At 67.5% G+C, this 19,531-nt stretch carries 16 protein-coding genes and 1 tRNA gene; 3 read left to right on the top strand and 14 right to left on the bottom strand.

Annotated elements, in window-relative coordinates; genetic code table 11:
- The 6 genes from C8D93_RS19045 to C8D93_RS19020 all read right to left on the bottom strand — a co-directional run.
- The coding region (locus C8D93_RS19045; protein ID WP_146216667.1) for a conjugal transfer protein TraG at positions 1-332 on the bottom strand (332 nt) is incomplete at its 3' end.
- Positions 333-337: 5 nt separating this feature from the next.
- Positions 338-1,747: a conjugal transfer protein TraH gene (locus tag C8D93_RS19040; protein ID WP_170124124.1), complete on the bottom strand. Its 1,410-nt coding sequence runs from the start codon at positions 1,745-1,747 to the stop codon at positions 338-340.
- Positions 1,748-2,040: 293 nt separating this feature from the next.
- Positions 2,041-3,015, bottom strand: a complete 975-nt coding sequence (locus tag C8D93_RS19035; protein WP_110266828.1) for a replication initiator protein A — start codon at positions 3,013-3,015, stop codon at positions 2,041-2,043.
- 1,854 nt (positions 3,016-4,869) lie between these two features.
- Positions 4,870-5,091 carry a hypothetical protein gene (locus C8D93_RS19030; protein ID WP_110266827.1) on the bottom strand — a complete coding sequence of 74 codons (222 nt, stop codon included), beginning with the start codon at positions 5,089-5,091 and terminating at the stop codon, positions 4,870-4,872.
- Positions 5,092-5,168 (bottom strand) — tRNA-Arg (locus tag C8D93_RS19025).
- Between the two features lie 12 nt (positions 5,169-5,180).
- On the bottom strand, positions 5,181-6,230 hold the full coding sequence (locus C8D93_RS19020; protein ID WP_110266826.1) for an integrase: 1,050 nt from the start codon (positions 6,228-6,230) through the stop codon (positions 5,181-5,183).
- A 251-nt stretch (positions 6,231-6,481) separates the two neighbouring features.
- On the opposite strand from C8D93_RS19020, the gene C8D93_RS19015 reads away from it, so the two are divergent.
- On the top strand, positions 6,482-7,357 hold the full coding sequence (locus C8D93_RS19015; protein ID WP_170124123.1) for an AraC family transcriptional regulator: 876 nt from the start codon (positions 6,482-6,484) through the stop codon (positions 7,355-7,357).
- A 29-nt stretch (positions 7,358-7,386) separates the two neighbouring features.
- Positions 7,387-8,712 carry a chromate efflux transporter gene (gene chrA, locus C8D93_RS19010; RefSeq protein ID WP_110266824.1) on the top strand — a complete coding sequence of 442 codons (1,326 nt, stop codon included), beginning with the start codon at positions 7,387-7,389 and terminating at the stop codon, positions 8,710-8,712.
- Positions 8,713-8,720: 8 nt separating this feature from the next.
- Here the strand turns inward: chrA and C8D93_RS19005 are convergent, their stop codons facing one another.
- The 5 genes from C8D93_RS19005 to C8D93_RS18985 all read right to left on the bottom strand — a co-directional run bounded on the left by C8D93_RS19005 (position 8,721) and on the right by C8D93_RS18985 (position 16,027).
- A complete protein-coding gene (locus C8D93_RS19005; RefSeq protein ID WP_110266823.1) occupies positions 8,721-11,855 on the bottom strand; it encodes an efflux RND transporter permease subunit in 3,135 nt (1,044 codons plus the stop codon).
- A 9-nt stretch (positions 11,856-11,864) separates the two neighbouring features.
- Positions 11,865-13,106: an efflux RND transporter periplasmic adaptor subunit gene (locus C8D93_RS19000; RefSeq protein WP_110266822.1), complete on the bottom strand. Its 1,242-nt coding sequence runs from the start codon at positions 13,104-13,106 to the stop codon at positions 11,865-11,867.
- 8 nt (positions 13,107-13,114) lie between these two features.
- A complete protein-coding gene (locus C8D93_RS18995; RefSeq protein WP_110266821.1) occupies positions 13,115-14,419 on the bottom strand; it encodes a TolC family protein in 1,305 nt (434 codons plus the stop codon).
- Between the two features lie 75 nt (positions 14,420-14,494).
- The gene (locus tag C8D93_RS18990; protein WP_110266820.1) at positions 14,495-14,890 is read right to left on the bottom strand and encodes a hypothetical protein; all 396 of its coding nucleotides are present in this window, start codon (positions 14,888-14,890) and stop codon (positions 14,495-14,497) included.
- A gap of 48 nt (positions 14,891-14,938) precedes the next feature.
- A complete protein-coding gene (locus tag C8D93_RS18985; RefSeq protein WP_110266819.1) occupies positions 14,939-16,027 on the bottom strand; it encodes an AraC family transcriptional regulator in 1,089 nt (362 codons plus the stop codon).
- Between the two features lie 130 nt (positions 16,028-16,157).
- On the opposite strand from C8D93_RS18985, the gene C8D93_RS18980 reads away from it, so the two are divergent.
- Complete coding sequence (locus C8D93_RS18980) at positions 16,158-17,573, top strand: fatty acid desaturase (RefSeq protein ID WP_110266818.1); 1,416 nt, start codon at positions 16,158-16,160, stop codon at positions 17,571-17,573.
- Positions 17,574-17,629: 56 nt separating this feature from the next.
- Here C8D93_RS18980 and C8D93_RS18975 read toward each other — a convergent pair whose 3' ends face one another.
- The 3 genes from C8D93_RS18975 to C8D93_RS18965 all read right to left on the bottom strand — a co-directional run bounded on the left by C8D93_RS18975 (position 17,630) and on the right by C8D93_RS18965 (position 19,438).
- The gene (locus C8D93_RS18975) at positions 17,630-17,866 is read right to left on the bottom strand and encodes an EF-hand domain-containing protein (RefSeq protein ID WP_170124122.1); all 237 of its coding nucleotides are present in this window, start codon (positions 17,864-17,866) and stop codon (positions 17,630-17,632) included.
- Between the two features lie 229 nt (positions 17,867-18,095).
- Positions 18,096-18,527, bottom strand: coding sequence for a hypothetical protein (locus tag C8D93_RS18970; protein ID WP_110266817.1), 432 nt, complete (start codon positions 18,525-18,527; stop codon positions 18,096-18,098).
- Entirely contained in the window at positions 18,524-19,438 is a 915-nt protein-coding gene (locus C8D93_RS18965) for a LysR family transcriptional regulator (RefSeq protein ID WP_110266816.1), read from the bottom strand. Before C8D93_RS18965 ends, C8D93_RS18970 begins: the two co-directional genes overlap by 4 nt.
- Between the last annotated feature and the right edge of the window lie 93 nt (positions 19,439-19,531).

The raw sequence follows: 19,531 nt of genomic DNA, 5'->3' as shown, positions 1-19,531 counted from the left end.
GGGTCGTAGATTTGCAGCGCACCTTTCGGCAGGACCATGCCCCAGAACAGCATGATCCCGATCAGGAACGGCGTGATCAGTGACATCGGGTTGCCACCTCGGCCGCCGAGCGCCTGTGTGCCGAAGAAGATCGAGCCGCCGATGCATGTCACCGCCACAAAGCACGCGGCCAGGATGACAAAGCCCGGATCGGAAACGATCAGCCCGAGGCGCTTGAACGCCGCGACCGTTTCGTCGAAGGCGTTGTAGGTGATGTACTCCATTGTGAGGGCATAGGCCCACGACGGCACGAACAGCAGCAGAACGGGGCTGCACCGCAGGAACGTGCGCATGGGGATCACTTCGACGCGCTGGTTTTCATCTGCAGGTCTCGCTGCCGCTGACTCAGCATCTCGTGCGCGAGCGCGATGTTCGTCGACAGATCGGCAACCTGCGCCGCGTAGTGCGCCTTCGCCATCTCTCGGTATCGAAGGGAGCGCTCTTCCATCGCCGCCACGCGCTCGTAGGCGCCGGCGATGTGGGCGACGTTGCATTTCTGCGGGGTGCCGGCGCTATGTCGCTGCAGCTCGTGGACTTCGCGCGCTTTCGATAAGACGAGCTTGGTCATCTTGTGCAAGTCGTCGAACATGCGTGCCGCATACGCCGTCGACAGCGGAAGCACCAGTGCGTCGATCGTCTCCGGAACCGTCTGCTGTGCCGTCGCGTCGCGCAGCAGGTTGTAGAGCGGGAACGGTGCGCGGCTCAGGAACTCGCGGTCGTCGGCCGAAAGCAGCTGTGCGCCACCGACCGACATCTTCGCGGCGATGCCGGTCAGCCGGTCCGCGATCGAGTCGGCGATGTTCGACGAGCTGGCGACGCTGCACGCGCCGGCCGTTGCACCGGCGACCGGCGCACGTTTCTCCATCTTGCCGATGATCAGATCGAAGCCGTCAATCTGGTCATTGCCGGCGCACGATTCGACCGGCATCACAATCCAGGTGCGTGTAGCGTCGCTGTAGTCGACGTGCACGTCGCCAATCAGGCCGCGCGCCAGGTCGGCGTACTCATCGAGGTCCAACAGCTCGGCCGCGTTGCCGACAACCGACCCGTTTGTGAAAACCGTTTTGAAGACGGTCGGACACTCGGACATTGCGTCGGCCTGGCTCACCGGCGAGGCACCATTGCCGGCGGCCGTCTGATCGTTGAAGTCCTGGGTGTTCTTCAGTACCCCATCGAGGATGCCTTTGCCCTGGGTGGCCTTCTCGCGCATGCCGTCGAATACGGACGTGTCCCCTGACACCGCGAGTGCCGCTACCTGCTTCGACATCCGGCAGTCGTTCACCTGAATCGAATTCAGGTAGTCCGTGATCTGCTCCATCGTCTGCATCGCCGAGCTACACGGTTTGCAGTACTCCTGCATTGCGAGCTCGAACGCGAAAGCCGGCGCGGCCTGGATGATGCGCTGGAACTTCTCGACCAGATACTCGGTGTCCAGATACGAGAACGCGCCCCCGAAGAGGTCGATGCCGCCGCACCCGGCTTGCATGCGCGGCGGCTGTACAGTGAGCAGGTAGTCGTTCGTCATGCGCCAGCGGCCGCTGAACGAGCCGGCGTTGTAGTACCCACGTTGCTGCGTCTGCAACGAGCTGGGGCCGCCGCTGATCGACTGGTCGAACCAGTCTTCGACCCAATCGTCGGCACGTGCGGTGCCGATCCATAGCGCGAGCGGGATCATCGCCATGGCGACGATGGCGAAGCGCTTGGCCAACTGTTGGAGGGTGAGAGCGTTCATCGGATGCCTCCTGCTGGGCCTTGCGCCCGGAGTGTCGAAAAGAATGAGGGGCGTTTCGCATGCGAAACCCTTATCCACAGGTCCGCTGTGGCGCCTTCGCGTTAAGAGCTTTTTCTTGAAGTTAGAAACGCGCGCGCGCGTTACGGGCCGCGGAAACGCAGCGGCGGCGCAGGTTTGCGGCCTGCGGTTGTTCCCGATCAGCCATGATCGGCCGTTCCTGATCAGCCATGATCGTGATGGGGCGCGCGTTCGCGATAAGCCATGCCCGATCACAGGATTTCCCCACATCGACGCGCCACCCCGGAATCGCCGGAAGTAGTGGCTTTTCGGGAACGCTGGATGTCTGTGAGCAGGGCAGACGTGCCTCGCGAGTCGCGGCTATACGCTCGGAAATAGTCGTTCTGAATCTGCAGAATGAATCGGTCGAGAGGCGGCGCGAGGCTGCGTGCTGCCAAGTGGTGAATCTCGAACCGAAACCGCCGCAGCGAGCTTTCGCTGCCGGACTTTCGGTGCAGATTTTCAAGGCGGATCGACCAGGCCGGTTGGTTGCCTAGGTGCTTCCTGAGGATCAGGTAGAGGCGGCGCTCGAGGCCACTTGTCAGGCCAAAGTACGCCGGATCAAGCGTCAGAACTTCGCGCGCCTGGACCGCACGAAACAGCCAGTCCGACAGTGTGATGCTGAGCCTCGGGTCGTGGACGCAGGCGCGGTCGAGCAGTCGATAGCCGTCGACCAGCCCAAAACTCTCGACGGCCTGGAGCCCATCGGTACGGATGTTCGTCTTTATCCGAGCGCCGGTCAGCCGATCGAGCGCCTGGATAAGACGCTGCATGGGGCCGCCGCCAAGACCCCGTTGCGTGCTCTTGAGCAAATCGTACGTTCGGACGTGCAGCGTTTTCCCGAGCGTGCGTCCGCGATTTGCAGCCTCAGTTAGCTGACCGGCACAGTAGTACAGAACGTCCGCGTCGTAGATCGTGGGCGCGCCCCGCGCACTGGGGATGATTTCAACGCGGACGCCGGCGAACTCGTAGCGGCGAACGCTGCTTCCCGGCCTCTTGCAGAGAGAAAAGAACGGGAACTCGAGTGTTGCGCGGTCACCCTTCGGCGGCGCGTCCGAGATGTCTGCGAGGAAAAGGTCCAGCTGCTCGAAGGTGCCTTGCGTTTCGCATGCGAAACGCGGCTCAGTCGGTGCCGCGATTCCTGGATCGCCACTGTCCGCTGGACAATTCGTGGAGCGGATCGACATCGGGTGGGCCTACACCAGACCTGACGCTGCCCTGCGCGACACCGGCTGCATCGACCGCGCGATCCGCTGTTGCTCTTCGAGCTCCCGTGCTGCGAGCCAGCGGTCCACCGTCTGGCGCCGCCAGCGCAGCGGTCGCGTATGGAACGGTGGCGGGAGCGAGTCCGGACAGCGGCTCCGCGACGCCTTCAGCGTCGTGTACGGCAACCCTAGGTAGCGAGCGAGACCGACCAGGGACAGGACTGGGCTGTCCGGGCTGTCGACGTCGTTTGGATCAGCATGATTGGTTTGCATGCGGGCGTAACCGTGTGCATCTGTGTGATGCCATCGTCACCCGACACCATCTCTGCTACCATGCTTTAACCGTCAAAAATGTCGTCATAATCGTATTTATTATGGACTATGGTTGACATTCCCGATCTGTGCGCGTGCTGCGGCTCACCCACGGAGTACGTCGCATCTGACGGAAACGGGAAGGGCCACTCCCGCTTGCGGCCGAGCAGGCGCTACTGCCCAAGGCATCACCGTGTGCCAAGGTCGTATTCAGGCGTGTTGTCCCGTTTGGAGCTGGCTGCAGAACAGCTTGCCGCTCAACGAAATGAGTCCGAGCCGCTTCGGTTTGGCGGGTCCGACTTGCGAGATCTGGCCTGCAATGTTGTCGAGGTGGGGTTAAAGCTGCGACAGCTCGCGCTCTGGCTCGATCACCTTTCCGGCACTAACCAGGCCGAGATTGCCGCCAGCGTCGGATGCAGCCGGGATCTTGTTCGGTCAACCGTCCTACGCGTGGAAGAAGCGATATCGAGGACTGCTGATACGACCGGGATCGGGCGTACGGTGTTGCGCGATTTGCTCATCATGCTCGCGCTCTCTGAATGCGGCGGCAGATACAGGCATGTCTGGCGCGAGATTACCGAAGGACTCGACGACGATTCGGTCTCCGTCGCTTGGGAGTTGATCCGAACGGGCACTGGGGCAAGGGTGCGCACGCATCGTGCGCTGGTCCCCTTGGCTCGATCTTCGTTGACGACTCTTATCCAACCTCAAGCGCTGCTGTTCCACGAAGGCCTGCCGGACATGGCTTTCGACGTGAGCTCAACACTAGAGCGCCTGGCTACTCCGGGTCCGGTTCCAAGGGAATGGCGCCAGGTTCTTGCGGCCTACCAGCACATAGCGCTCTGGGGCTGGCGCAATACAGCTATCCATGAAGCGGCTCTTAGCCTCTACTCCGGCCTGCTGGCCCTCGAGCGCGCGATCGCGGCGGAACACGCCGCCGGATCGCTGCGTGTCACCCTTCGAACCGGCTCGTGTGAATTCTGCGGGGCGCCATCGCGCGCAACAGTCAACAGGGGGAACCCGTCCTATGTAGCAGCGACGGGCGATGATCGGCGCTGTAGTGATCACCGCAGAATCCGGCGCCCACCAGCATGGTCTGTAGACGTAGCGCGGCTGGAAGAACAGCTCTTGGATCGTGTCAGGGGCCTTGAGGCCAGCTGGACCACTGATGCGGATGTAGCGCTGCCTGACCGGCGCACAGTGCTCAAGAAGTACTCGGACGAAGTTCAACGCTGGCAGCGCGCGTCCGACTTGTTCGGTCGGTTGCAGCTCCGTCGCCCACGAGATCCGCTGCGACCAAATAGTCGGCAAAAGGCGGTAGACAAGGCAGCGCGAGTCATGCAGCAATCGATGGAAGCGATATGGAAGCTGGGCGTTGAGGTTGAGCCGTATCAGGTGAGACGCCTGGCCTACGCAGTCGCCCATCCAGAGCACCCGATAAGCGGCCGCGACCTAGCCGTCGGTTTGGCACGCCGAGCCTCGACACCGCTCTCGATGGCGCGGACCGCATCCGCGCTTGGCATCTCACGGCAGGCCCTTTCGAAAGCCGCAACGGTGAATCCGCATCGCTTCGATCAGGCCGTCGCTCAATTCAATGAAGCTTTGATCGATGCAGTGAAGGCTCAGCCCAACAGCCCTGAATTCGCGCAGGCACGCGCGGAAATACAGATCGAGACATTGCGTGAAGCAGCGCTGCGGGTGATCGTCCCAAACAGCGTCTTCAAACTGCTCTCCGTCAGCACTCAATGGCGCGCCTGGAGGGAATCGAACCCCCAACCCCGGACTTAGAAGGTCCGTGCTCTATCCAGTTGAGCTACAGGCGCAACCTGAAAAGTTTAATCGAGCCGCTTCGCCACGTCTTCCGCACGCAGGTGCGTATAGCGCTTGAGCATGCTCAGCGTCTTGTGTCCTGTCATCGTGCTGAGAGCGATGACGTCACCGTTGAGCTTCTCGGCGAGACGGCTTGCAGCTTCGTGTCGCAAGTCGTGCAGCCTGATGTTCTCCAGTTCCAGGCGTTCGCATACCCTCTTGAACGCTTGGGAGAAGCTCCCCGGCCTGATGCCGATGACTGCCGCCCCGTTGTCGCCATCATGGCGCGGTAGCGATTTCAGAACCTCCACAGCACGCCGGGAAAGCGCTACATCGCGCGGCTCACCGTTTTTCGTCTCCCTGCACCTTGCGACACGGCGATCAAGATCGATGTCGCGCCAGACCAGATTGCAGATCTCCCCTCGCCGCATGCTCGTCTCGACTGCAAGCTCGATCGCAGGGGCGAGCCTCGCGGACTTCGAGGCACGCGCCTCGTTCAGGATGCGCTCGTACTCGTCGCCCTGGGTTCGCCGATCGCGAGGTCGACCTTGAGGCGGAAGCTTGACGTTGCGCAACGGATCGCCGGCAGGCAGCTCAAGCCCCCATTCCCGCATCGCATGCTTGATGACTGTGCCGATCAGCTTCAACTCGTGCCTCACGGTTTGAGTCGCGATCGGGCGCAGCGTCTTGCCGCGTGGGCCGCCGAGCCGAACCCGGGTCCTGAGCCGCGATTCCCGGAACTGCACGAGCCGTTCTGGAGTAACTGCGATGAGGTTGAGGCGCGCAATGTCGAAGTCGCGCAGACGGTTGAGCCGGCCTTTCAGGTCGTGCGCCGACTTTTTGGTGGGCGCGACCTCGTCGCGGTACCGCTCCAGCAGTTGCGCGAGTGTGGTCCGTTCCGCCATCGCCGTGCTGCGCCATGCGCCGCGCTCGATGTCCCGCTCGGTCTCTCTTGCCCAACGCTCGGCCGCGGCCTTCGTGCGGAACGTGCGTGTCTGCCTTGGCGCACCACGTCGGGTTACAGTGACGTCCCAACGCGCCTCGCCGTTGAGGGACCGCTTGCGGATCGATGCCATTGGACACTCTCAGTGCAGATATCGTGCAGATGAGCCTGCCGACAATCTGGGAAATTCCAATGGTATCAATGGAGAATGGAGAAAAGAACTCCTGCCTTCTAAGCTTGGGGTCGGGGGTTCGATTCCCTCCAGGCGCGCCAGATTGCGGGGGCCCCGGTCATGCTGCGCCGTGACGCGCGACCGGCATGAACCTTGCGCGAACAGCGCAGTCCGAGTGGCGGCCGCGACGGGCGGCACCGGAGGTCGGGGGAATGACGGAACCGCTGCGCGAAGACGTACTGGCCTCCGTGCTGGCCGCACACAGCCTGCGCGTGTCGATCGTCGCCGTGCCCGAGTTCTGCGGATCGTGGTTCGAGGACGAACCACGATCCGCCACGCACGGCAGCTTCCACCTGATCGACCGCGGGCGCTGCTGGGTGCACAGCCCCGCGCTGGAGCAGCCGGTGGCACTGCAGCAGGGCGACCTGATCCTGCTGCCGCGCGGCAGCCCGCACACGCTGGCCTCGGACCCGTCGCAGGGCGACGAGGCGAGCTCGTTCAGCACGCTGATCTGCGGCGAGTTCGAGTACGCCGGGCGCGGTCGCGATCCGGTACTGGCGGCCCTGCCGGACGCCGTGGTGGTGCGGGCCGAACACGGCGGCGAAGCCTTCCGCGATCTCGCCCGCGTACTGTCGTACACGGCACACCACAGCCTGCCGGGTCAGCGCGTCGTGCTCGACAAGCTCGCCGAAAGCCTGTTCGTGATGGTGTTCTGCATCCATGCCGCGCAGGCACGCGAGCCCCGCGGCCTGCTCGCCGCACTCGCCCATCCGCGACTCGCTCGCGCGCTGGCGGCGATGCACGCGGAGCCGGGCCGCGCCTGGCGTGTCGATCAGCTCGCGGGCGTCGCGGCGATGTCGCGCACCTCGTTCGCACAGGCCTTCACCGACTGCCTGGGCATCAGTCCGATGCAGTACCTGACCGACTGGCGCATCGCCGAAGCGCAGCGCCTGCTCGCCGACCCGCAGCTGTCGGTCGCATCCGTCGCTGACCAGCTCGGCTACCAGAGCGAAGCCGCGTTCCGGCGCACCTTCAAGCGCATCACCGGCATCGGCCCGGGCGCGCTGCGACGCCGCGCGACGAGCTGACCCTCGAGCCGCCAACACCAGCCCGGACGATGAAACCGGTTCCCTTCGCCGAAGCCCTGCGCGTCTGGCTGAAGATCGGCCTGCTGAGTTTCGGCGGCCCGGCGGGGCAGATCGCGCTGATGCACCGGCTGCTCGTGGAGGAGAAGGGCTGGATCTCGGAAACACGTTTTCTGCATGCGCTCAACTACTGCATGCTGCTGCCCGGGCCGGAAGCCCAGCAGCTCGCGACCTACGTTGGCTGGCTGCTGCACCGCACGCTGGGCGGCATCGTCGCCGGCGTGCTGTTCGTCCTGCCGGGCTTCCTGCTGATCACCGCGATCGCCGTCGCCTACGTGCTCTACGGCGAACTCCACTGGATGCAGGGACTGTTGTTCGGCATGCAGGCGGCCACGCTGGCGATCGTCGTCGAGGCGGTGATGCGCGTCGGCCGCAAGGCACTGCGTCACCCTGCGCTCTACGCCGTGGCCGCGGCGGCCTTCATCGCGATCTTCGCCTTCGGCGTGCCGTTTCCGCTGATCGTTGCCGCGGCCGGCCTGATCGGTCTGGCCGGTCATCGCCTCGCACCACGGGTCTTCCGTGTGGGCAAGCCGCAGGACGGCGCCGCCGCCGACGATCCGGGTCCCGAACACGCGCAGCCGTCCACGGCGTGGACACTGCGGGTTCTGTTCGCCGGGGCCGCGTTGTGGGGGCTGCCGGTGCTCGTGCTGCTGCTGAGCCTGGGCGCCGGCCACGTCTTCACGCAGGAGGCGGTCTTCTTCAGCAAGATGGCCGTGGTCACCTTCGGCGGCGCCTACGCGGTGCTCGCCTACATGACCCAGCAGGCGGTCGACCGCCACGGCTGGCTCGCGCCGGGCGAGATGGTGCAAGGCCTCGCGCTCGCGGAAACGACGCCCGGACCGCTGATCCTGGTGCTGACCTATGTCGGCTTTCTCGCGGCCTGGCGTGAGCCGGGAACGCTGCCGCCGCTGCTCTCGGGCGTGCTCGGCGCCAGCCTGTCGACCTGGGTCAGCTTCGTGCCGTGCTTCCTGTGGATCTTCCTGGGCGCGCCGTACATGGAACGGCTGCGCGGCAACGCCTGGCTGTCCGCGGCACTGACCGGCATCACCGCCGCCGTCGTCGGCGTGATCCTGAACCTGTCGGTCTGGTTCGCGCTGCACGTGCTGTTCGCCGACGTCGACACGCGCACCGTTGCGGGCATGCGCCTGCCGGTGCCGGAACTGGAGTCCCTCGACCCGGCGGCCCTGCTGCTGGGCGCGGCAGCGATGATCGCGCTGCTGCGTCTGCACCTGAACCTCATCCTCGTACTCGCCGCCAGCGCCGCGCTCGGCCTGGCGCACCGTCTCGCCACGACCTGAGCCACGGCTCAGGCTGGCGCGGTCGCGGCGTCCGCCTGCCTGCGCGGCAGCGGCGCATGCACGAGCCGGTATAGCGCCGGGAGCACCAGCAGCGTCAGCACGGTCGAGCTGAGAATGCCGCCGATCACCACGGTGGCCAGCGGACGCTGCACCTCGGAGCCGATGCCGGTGTTGAAGGCCATCGGCACGAAGCCCAGCGCCGCGACCAGCGCCGTCATCAGCACCGGCCGCAGGCGTGTCAGCGCGCCCTCGACGATGGCCTGCTCCAATTCCAGCCCCCGCGCCCGCAGTTCGCGGATGAACGACACCATCACCAGTCCGTTGAGCACGGCCACGCCGGACAGGGCGATGAAGCCGACGCCCGCCGAGATCGAGAACGGGATGCCGCGCAGCAGCAGCGCGAACACGCCGCCGGTCAGGGCCAGCGGCACGCCGCTGAAGATCACCGCGGCATCGCGCGCCGAACCCAGCGCCATCAGCAGCAGTCCGAAGATCAGCACCAGCGTGACCGGCACGACGACGGCGAGTCGGCGTGCCGCCGACGCCAGGTTCTCGAAGGTGCCGCCGTACTCGACCCAGTATCCCGGCGGGATATCGACCCGCGCCTGCACACGTTCGCGGACCTCGTCGACGAAGGAACCGAGATCGCGGTCGCGGACGTTGGCGGTGATCACCACGCGACGCTTGCCGTTCTCGCGGTTGATCTGGTTGAGACCGTCCTGCATCTGCGGCTCGGCGATCTCGGCCAGCGGGACATAGCCGCCCTGGGGCAGCGGCACCGGCAGCCGGCCGAGGGTGCGGACGTCGCCGCGCAGCGTTTCGGGCAGGCGCACGACGATGTCGGCGCGACGGTCGCCCTCGTAGTAGGTGCCGGCCACGCTGCCGCCGAGCGCAGTCGCGAGCATGTCCTGCAGATCGGCGACGTTGACGCCGAGCCGAGCCAGCATCTCGCGCCGCGGCGTGATCGTGAGCACCGGCAGGCCGGTGGCCTGCTCGACCTGGACATCGACCGCGCCCGGAATCCCGCTCAACACCGCCTCGATGCGATGGCCGACGTCGACCAGCGTGCCGAAGTCGTCGCCGAACACCTTGACCGCCAGTTCCGAGCGCACGCCGGCGATCAGTTCGTTGAAGCGCATCTGGATCGGCTGCAGGAACTCGTAGCGGTTGCCGGGAATCGGCGCGACGGTGCGGGCGATGTCGGCGACGACTTCGGCCTTGGGCTTGCGCGGGTCGGGCCACTGCTCACGCGGTTTGAGCATGATGAAGTTGTCGGCCACGCTCGGCGGCATCGGGTCCGATGCCACCTCGCCGGTGCCGATCTTCGCGAAGATGCGCTCCACCTCCGGCACCGCGCGCACGGCGTTCTCGAGCTGGTATTGCATCTGCACGGCCTGGCTCAACGACGTGCCGGGAATGCGCAGCGCGTGCATGGCGATGTCGCCCTCGTCCAGGTTGGGAATGAACTCCGAACCGAGACGCGTCGCCAGCGTGCCGCCAAGCGCCAGCAGCAGCGCCGCACCGCCGACGACCGCAACGCGCGCACGCACCGCCCATCTCAGCGCCGGCTCGTAGAGCCTGCGCGCCGAACGCATGACCGCCACGTCCTTCTCGCGCACCGGCGCGCGAAACAGCAACGCAATCATCGCCGGCACGAACGTCAGCGACAGCAGCATCGCCGAGGCCAGGGCCATCACCACGGTCAGCGCCATCGGGTGGAACATCTTTCCCTCGACCCCGCTCAGGGCGAAGATCGGCAGGTAGACCGCGGTGATGATGAACACGCCGAACAGCGCCGGGCGGATGACCTCGCGCGTGGCGTCGAAGACGACTTCCAGGCGCTCGCGCAGCGGCAGCGCGCCGGCATGCGTGGCGGCGCCGAGCCGGCGCAGGCAGTTCTCGACGATGATGACCGCGCCATCGACGATCAGGCCGAAATCGAGGGCCCCCAGGCTCATCAGGTTGGCGGACGTGTCGCTGCGGACCATGCCGGTGATCGTCATCAGCATGGCCAGCGGGATGACGGCGGCCGTCAGCAGTGCGGCGCGCACGTTGCCCAGCAGCAGGAACAACACCGCGACGACGAGCAGCGCGCCTTCGAGCAGGTTCTTCTCGACGGTGGCCAGTGTCTTGTCGACCAGGCGCGTGCGGTCGTACACGGCGGTCGCGGTCACGCCGTCGGGCAGGCTCGCCCTCACCGCTTCGAGCTTGCGGGCGACGGCGCTGGCCACCTCGCGGCTGTTGGCGCCGACGAGCATGTACACCGTGCTCATCACCACCTCGCGGCCGTTCTGCGTTGCCGCTCCGGCCCGCAGCTCCTGCCCCAGGCCCACGTCGGCGATATCGCGCACGCGCAGCGGAATGCCGTCGACGGTGCGCACGACGATGTTCTCCAGATCGTCGAGCGTCTGCGCCTGTCCGGGGACGCGCATCAGCCACTGCGCGCCGTTGCGTTCGACGTAGCCGGTTCCACGGTTCGCGTTGTTGCGCTCGATCGCGGCGATCACGTCCTCGAAGCCGAGGCCGTGGGCGAGCAGTCGCACCGGGTCGGGCGCGATCAGGATTTCCTTGCGGTAGCCGCCGATGGGATTGACCTCGGCGACGCCCGGCACGCGCAGCAGCTGCGGTCGGATGATCCAGTCGTGCACCGAGCGCAGGTCGGTGGGCGTGATCGGCGTGCCGTCGGCGTGGGTCGCACCCGGCTCGGCATCGACGGTGAACATGAAGATCTCGCCGAGCCCCGTCGCCACCGGCCCCAGCGTCGGCTCCGCGCCGGGCGGCAGTTGCGCGCGCGCCGCCAGCAGACGTTCGGCAACCTGCTGCCGGGCGAAGTAGAGGTCGGTGCCGTCCTCGAACACCACCGTGACCTGGCCGAGCCCGTAGCGCGACACCGAGCGCGTGTAGCTCAGCCGCGGCAGCCCGGCCATGGCGTTCTCCACCGGAAAGCTCACGCGCTGCTCGACTTCCAGCGGGGTGTAGCCGGGGACGGCCGTGTTGACCTGGACCTGGACGTTGGTGATGTCCGGGACGGCGTCGATGCGCAGGTGGGTGAAGCTCCATAACCCCAGGCCGGCAAGCCCGGCCACCAGTGCGAGAACCAGGCCGCGACGGGCGATGGCGAAGTGCAGGATCGCGTCGATCATGATCGCGCCTCAGTGGTCGTGGGCGGCGCCGGACTTCTCGACGTCTGCCTTGATCAGATAGCTGTTCTGCGTGACGTACTCGGTCCCCGGTCTCAGTCCGCCGAGCACCTCCACGTGTTCGTCGTCGGCCTGTCCGAGTTCGAGCATGCGGACCTCGTACTGCTCGCCGACCCTGGCGAAGACCACGGTGAAGTCGCGGAAGGTCTGCAGCGCGGCATTGCGCACGACGAGATCCTTCGCCCGTTCGCCGACGGTGACGACCGCCTCGACGAAGCTGCCGGGCACCCAGCGGCCGTCGGCGTTGTCCAGCACCACGCGCACGAGCTGGCTCTGGTCGGCCGGCCGGCCCAGTGGCGCGAGGTAGTCCACCGTGCCGTGTCCCGTCGTGCCGGCACGGGTGTCGCGGACGCTTACCGGCTGACCGGCGCGGACCCGCGCGCGGTCACGCGGGAACACGGCCAGATCCGCCCACACGCGCGACACGTCGGCGATGACGAACAGCGGCGTGTCACCGGCGATGTCGCCCGGCCCGCCATGACGCTCGGTGATCGCGCCGCCCATCGGTGCGGTGACCGTATAGTTGCGCAGGCTCTCGTTGCTCTCGACGGTGGCCAGCGTCTGTCCAGCCTTCACGACGTCGCCGACCTGTACGTCGACGCTGCGGATCGGTCCCGGAAAGCGCGGCACGACCCGGCGCACGCGATCGGCGTCGGGCTCGATCCGCCCGTACAGCGAAACCGTCTCGCGAATCACGCCGGGGCCGGCCGGCTCGGCCCGGATACCGGCATCCTGCGCGACCTTCTCCGAGATCCGGGTGCGCCCTTCGAAGGACTCGTAGGCCCACGTATAGGTCTTGCCGGCGTGTTCGGCACGGACCTTGACCTCGAAGGAGTGCGGCTCCTTGACCACGCCCGACCCCTTGAGGTGATCGCCGTCCGGCGTGAAGGTGAACTGGTCCTTCGGATCGCCGAGCCGGATCAGCTCGATCTGCGCCTCGACCTGTTCCGGCGGCACCGGCTGGCCGGCCTGCGTCGCATACAGGTGAAATTCGGGGGGCACACCGCTCTCGAAGATTGCCACCTCGAGGGCAAAGTCGCCCTCGCGCAGCATGCGCCCGCGATGTGGGCCCTTCTCGGGCTCGTCGGCGGCGGTTTCGGCATCGTGGCCGTGGCCATGTTCGGTCTCGTGCGGGTCGTGGGAGTGGCAGGCCGTCAGCAGCAGAGCCAGCGCGATGATCAGCAGTCGGTTCATGGGTCTTCTCAGTTCCGGGGAGCGGTGACGGGCTCGCCCGTGAGTCGTTCGATTTCGGCGAGGTAACGGTGCGCGTCGGCGGCGCTCTCGATCAGCGCCCGCTGCGCGTCGAGCAGCTCGCGCTGCGCATCGGTCCACTCGGAATAGGCATAGCGACCGCTGCGGTAGGCCGCCCGGGCCTGGCCAAGCACGGTCTCCAGCGCAGGCATCACCTCCTCACGCAGCGCTGCCACCTCGTTGAGGGCATGCCGCAGTTCCTGGTACAGCTCGAACAGCTGCGCCTGGGTCCGCACGAAGGCCGCCTGCCGGGCCGCGTCGACGCCGGCCCGGCGGCTCTGCGCCTCGGCAACGAACTCCGTCGCGCGGCGCGCGGAGAACAACGGTACCGACACCGAGGCGAGCAGCGCCTCGTCGCGCGTGTCCTGCAAGCGGCGGACACCCAGGGCGAACTCGACGTCGGGACGCCGGCGCGACTCCGCGAGCCGCAGCTCCGCATCGCGCAGGCGTTCCTGCGACGCGAACCGGAGAAAGTCCGGGTTGCCGCGCAGACGCGCGACGAGGTCGTCGAAACCCTGCGGCTCCGGCATCCGGTAGTAGTCCGCCGTCACCTCGCCAAAGCCTGCCTGCGTCGCGCCCCACATCGCCGCCAGCCGGTGGCGCGCGCTGAGCAGCTCGTGCTCGGCATGTTCCTGCGCCAACAGCGCGCGGCTGCGGGCAATACCGGCGCGATGCAGGTCCACTTCGGGTGCCCTGCCCGCTTCGACGCGGCGGCGGACGTCGGCCTCGGCGCCTTCGGCGAGGTCGACCGCACGCCGGCTCATCGCCAGCCGCTCCTGCCCCGCGGCCACCTCGACGAAGCGGCGCGTGACCTCGGCGAGCACGTCGAGCCGATGCGCCTGCACGCCGATCGCCAGGGTGTCGCGGGCGGCGCCGGCCACCTCGGTGCGCCGCTGCCTGCGCCCGCCCAGTTCGATCACCTGCGACAGCGCCAGGCTGGCCTGGCCGCCGGAGAAGCCCTGCGCGCTGCCGGTGCCGAGCACGTTCTCGACGTCCACGCTCAGCTCGGTCGCGGGCCGCTGGCCGGCCTGGGCGATGCGCGCATCCGCGGCACGCAGTAGATGACCCGCCTCGGCGAGATCGGGGTTGCCTTGCAACGTCTGCCGGATCGCGGACGCGAGGCTCAGCGCGGCACCGGAACCGGCCGGCTCTACGGGCTGTGTGGACGCCGCAGCGCCGACGGAGCACAGGGCGAGCGCATACAGGACGATGGCCCGGACGCACGCCGGCAACGGGTGCGTGGTGAAGAACGACATGGCTGCCTCCCGGGGCAGTGGACCGCGCCGCTCGGGCGCGGCGGTTTCAGGACGAAACGGACGGCGGTGGGAGGCTCAGCGGGGCGGGCCCTGCGGCGCAGGGCGCAGACAGATCGGTGGGCGGGGCGAGGCAGCCGGCCGCGGCCGTGCGGTGGCCACGCGCCGGGCAGAGCGCCGCGGCGGAACCGGCAGGATGAAAGCGAGAAGCGCCAGCAGGACCGGCGGCAGCCGCGGCGTGTCCGCACGCGAGGAGGAGGTATCGGCGCTCTTCTCGTCGGCCGCGCTCAGGTGGTCGACGTCGACCGAACCGGCATCGAGCACGTGGCTGTGCACCCAGGCGTCGCCACTGTCGTTCTGCGCCCATCCGGCATGGGCGTGCGCGTGCAACTCGTGACCCTGGTGCACGTGCAGCGCCAGTGCCTGATTGGCGATCAGGACCAGCAGCAGGAGGACCGGGAGGACGGCGCGCATGACGCGGCACCCTAACCGCAGTGGTCGCGACCGTTCAAGTCGCCGGGCTCAGCTACGCGTCGGCTCCGACGCTGCAGTCACGGCCGGCCGACGCGGCGACCGGCGCCATGCGCTGGGTGCCACACCGGCCTCGCGGCGGAAGGCGCGGGTGAAGTTCGCCGCGTCGCTGTAGCCGAGTTCGTAGGCGATCTCGGTGATGCCCAGTTCCCCCGCTTCGAGCAGAACCAACGCGCGCCGGTGCCGGGCCTCGCGCTGCAACTGGCGGAAGCCCGCACCTTCGCGGGCGAGGTAGCGATCCAGCGTACGCGGCGACAGGTTGAGCGTGTGCGCGAGTTCGACCAGCGTCGGCATGCCTTCGCCGGATTCGCGCAACATCATCTGCACCCAGTCCGACACCCGGCCGCCGGCGACGGCCTTGCGCACCAGCGTGTTGCAGCGCGCCTCCGCCATGCGCAGCGACGTGGGGTCGGACAGCGCGAGGGTATCCGTGCTGAAGTCGGTGTCGAAGCGCATGCGCACGCCCGGCGCGGCCTCGCGGCCGAAGTGGACGCGCGCACCCGCCAGCTCGGCGTAGCGCGCCGCGTGTACGGGTTCGGCGATCGAGAACGACAGCTCGTACGGCGGCACGCGCTTCTCGAGCAGCTCGCGCAGCTCCCAGTAGGTCGCTGCGGCCACGACCTCGAGGTGGAACTGCAGGCACAGCGCGCTCATCGAGACCGTGGGCTGGAACAGGATCTCGGCCTGGCCGCCGCCGGCGCGGTAGCGCATGCGGAAGGTCGGCATGATCAGCTTGAAGAAGCGCGCCGCCAGCCGCAGCGCGTAGTCCGCCGTCGGGCTGCTGAGCATGCCATAGCCGAGCAGGCTGTGCGAGCTGAGCTTGAGTGCACGACCGACGTCGAGCGAGTAATCCGCACGGCCGGTCTGCGCGAAGGCTTCGGCGACCAGGGCCTCGACCTGATCGAGCCGCATGGTCGCGTCGGGGTGACCGATGCGCTCGGCACTGACGCGTGCGGCGCGCAGCACCCGCGCCACGTCCACGCCTTGGCGGACGAGCACCTCGGCGGCGCGCGCGTAGTAACGCGCCGGCACTTCGACGGCGCCGACGGCAGGACTGCGAACGGATGCGGAGGCCGGCATGCCGGTGACTGTCTACAAATGACAAGTCTCTGTCAATAAATGACAAGCCAGCCGCCTGCCCGGGGGAGAACAATGGCGTCACCGGGATGCGAGATCCCGCAAGGCGATATCCGGGAACTGGAGAACCGACATGAGCACGCAAACCCTCGACTCGCTCGACGCCGCGGCCTGGACCGACGGCAAGCGCTATCTGTGGCTGCTGAGCCCGCTGGTGCCGGTGCTGGCGCTGATCGGGCTGGGCCTGCACCAGTCCCTGGGCTGGGGCGCGTTCACCTGGTCCGGCGTGATCCTGCTCTACGGCATCATCCCCCTGCTCGACTGGCTGGTGGGCGCGGACCGCAACAACCCTCCGGAGTCCGCCGTCGCGCACCTCGAGAACGATCGCTACTACCGCGCCATCGTCTACGCCTACCTGCCGGCGCAGTACGCCGTGACCGTGCTCGGCGCGTGGGTGGCCGTCACCGGCGATCTCGCGGTCTGGGAATACGCGGGCCTGGTGCTCACCGTCGGCGCGATCAACGGCATCGGCATCAACACGGCGCACGAGCTGGGCCACAAGAAGGAGAGCCTCGACCGCTGGCTGGCCAAGCTGACGCTCGCACCCGTGGCCTACGGCCACTTCTTCATCGAGCACAACAAGGGTCACCACAAGAACGTGGCGACGCCGGACGATCCGGCCAGCTCGAAGATGGGCGAGAGCTTCTGGGCCTTCCTGCCGCGCACGATGAGCGGCAGCCTGCGCTCGGCCTGGGACATCGAGAAGCAGCGCCTGGCTCGCAACGGCAAGCGCGTGTGGAGCGTCGACAACGAGAACCTGCAGGCCTGGGGCATGAGCGTGCTGCTGTTCGGTGCGCTGACGGTCTGGCTCGGCTGGCCGGCGCTGCTGTTCCTCGGCCTGCAGGCGTTCTACGGTGCATCGCTGCTCGAAGTCATCAACTACATCGAGCACTACGGCCTGCTGCGCCAGAAGCTTCCCAGCGGCCGCTACGAGCGCTGCGCGCCGCGGCACTCATGGAACAGCAACCACATCGTCACCAACCTGTTCCTGTACCAGCTGCAGCGCCACTCGGATCATCACGCCAACCCCACGCGCCGCTTCCAGGCCCTGCGTCACTTCGACGAGAGCCCGCAGCTGCCGTCCGGCTATGCGTCGATGCTGATCCTCGCCTACATCCCGTGGCTGTGGTTCCGGCAGATGGACCCGCTGGTCGCGAAGCACTACGCCGGCGACCTCACGCAGGCCAACCTGTATCCGCCGAAGCGGGACGCGCTGATCCGGCGCTGGCAGCGCGAACCGCTGGACGATGGCCGCCCGGAGATCTTTCCCGGCGACCACGCGCAGGCGACGCCGGCCGCCGCATCCGGCGAGGCGCGTTACCAGTGCACGGATTGCGGCTACGTCTACGACGAAGCGCTCGGCTGCCCGCACGAAGGCTTCGCGCCGGGCACGCGCTGGTCGCAGATTCCCGACGACTGGGCCTGCCCGGACTGCGCGGTGCGCGACAAGGTGGACTTCCGGCGCATCGGCGAACCCGCGACTGCCTGACGGCCGTCAGCTGACGAAGGCCCGGCGAACCCGCCGGGCCTTCGTGCGTCTGCCGCTCAGCAGATGAAGGCGTACTCGTCGCGGGTCAGCTTGCCGTCGCCGTTGGCGTCGCGGGTCGAGAAGCGCTTGTAGAGCTGCGAGTTCGGATCGAGCTCGGAGGTGGACAGGCCGCCGTCGCCGTCGGTATCGAAATCGGCGAAGCAGGTCTTCTTCTTCGATGCCGCGGCGGTGCTCGACGCCCCATAGTTGGGCGTGCCCACCCATTCGCCGCCCGGCGCCATCTGGTCGGCCATGCCGGGATAATTCTGGGCGAAAGCGGAAAGCGAAAGGACGGCGGCAGCCGCCGCGAACGGCAGAGTCTTGCGAAACAACATGGTCGGTGCTCCCTGGCGCAATGGATGGGGAATGCGCGCCGCCAGCCCTGCATCGCTCCGGCGCCCGCCTGTGGACGCCGACGTTGCTGGCCCGGACAGACAGCACGACGCTGAAATCGTCAGCAATAACCGGGCCGACCGGCGCCGCTCACAGGCCGATGATGGCGATGCGCTCGCGTGCCGAGAGCTGCAGTTCGACGAAATCGGCGAGCCCCCGCAACAGGGCGACGACCGCGGCCGCCTGCAGCCGCAGTTCGCCGTCCAGCAGGGGCACATGGCCCAGGCCCAGCATGCGTACCGCGGTCATCGTGTGGCCGGCCTTGAGCTCGCGCGCGGCGCCGCGCCAGACCGCCACGCATTCCGCGCCCTGGTCGCGGTCGAGGTCGATCGTCGAATGAATGTCCTCGTAGCCGCAGCGCCCGCGCAGCGGCCCGTCGAACAGCGCGAAGACATCCGCACGCACGTAGACCGACCCCGGGCGCCAGTAGTCCTCGGCAAAGGGCCCGCGCTGGATCTCGACGTACTCGCATCCCTCCAGCGTGGCGCGCTCGGTATGCAGGCGGAAGTCGTAGCCGATCATGCGGGGCGGGTGTACGGGTGCTGGGCGAAGAGTTCGGCGACCCAGTCGACGAAGACGCGCAGGCGCGCGCTCAGGTGCCGGTTCTGAGGATAGACGACGTGAAACGGCAGCGGGCTGCCGGACCAGTGTTCGACGATCGGCTGCAGCTTGCCGGCGTCGATATGCGGCTGGGCCATGAAACGCAGGGTCTGCACGACGCCTAGGCCCGCGCAGGCGGCGACGACGGCGGCCTGCGCGTCGTTCACCAGCACGCGATGCGGCAGGCGCAGGGTCAGGCGCTCGTCGCCGCGCGCGAGGTCGAGCGTGGCGACGCGGCCGCTGTGCGCCAGAAGGTAGCCGATACCGAAGTGTCCGCGCGCCAGGTCGTCCGGCGTCGCCGGCGTCCCGTGACGTCGCAGGTAGTCCGGCGAGGCGCAGGTCACCCACGGCAGCTCGGCGATGCGCCGGGCGACCAGCGTCGAGTCTTCGAGTTCGCCGCCGCGGATCGCGCAGTCGACGTTGTCGCCGACCAGATCGACGATGCGGTCGCCGATGCTCAGCTCGACCTGCAGGTCCGGATAGCGCGCGAGAAAGCCCGGCAGCGACGGCAGCAGGACCATGTCCGCGAGCGTCGAACTGACGTCAACCCGCAGGCGCCCGCGGGGGTTGACGCGGGCGTTGCCGACGCTGGCCTCGAGTTCGTCGAGTTCCGCGAGCAGGCGCGTACTGCGCTCGTAATAGGCGGCGCCGTCGGAAGTCAGCGCCACCCGCCGCGTCGTGCGGTTGAGCAGGCGGACCTGCAGGTGCGCCTCCAGCGCTTGCACCAGCTTGGTCACGCTGGGACGGGGCATGTTCAGGGCGTCGGCGGCCTTGCTGAAGCCGCCGGACTCGACGACCCGCGCAAAGACCCGCATCGCGAGCAGCTGGTCCACGACCGATCCCCGGATGACTTCAATGCATATTATTTCTTTTCTGGAAATTAAGAAACAGTTTTCATCATCTTTATTGGACTTGTCGCCGGTTCT

Source organism: Sinimarinibacterium flocculans, from assembly GCF_003201205.1.
GTDB lineage: Bacteria > Pseudomonadota > Gammaproteobacteria > Nevskiales > Nevskiaceae > Solimonas > Solimonas flocculans.
Note: the sequence above shows the minus strand (reverse complement) of the source record. Positions and strands in the feature narration are given on the sequence as shown.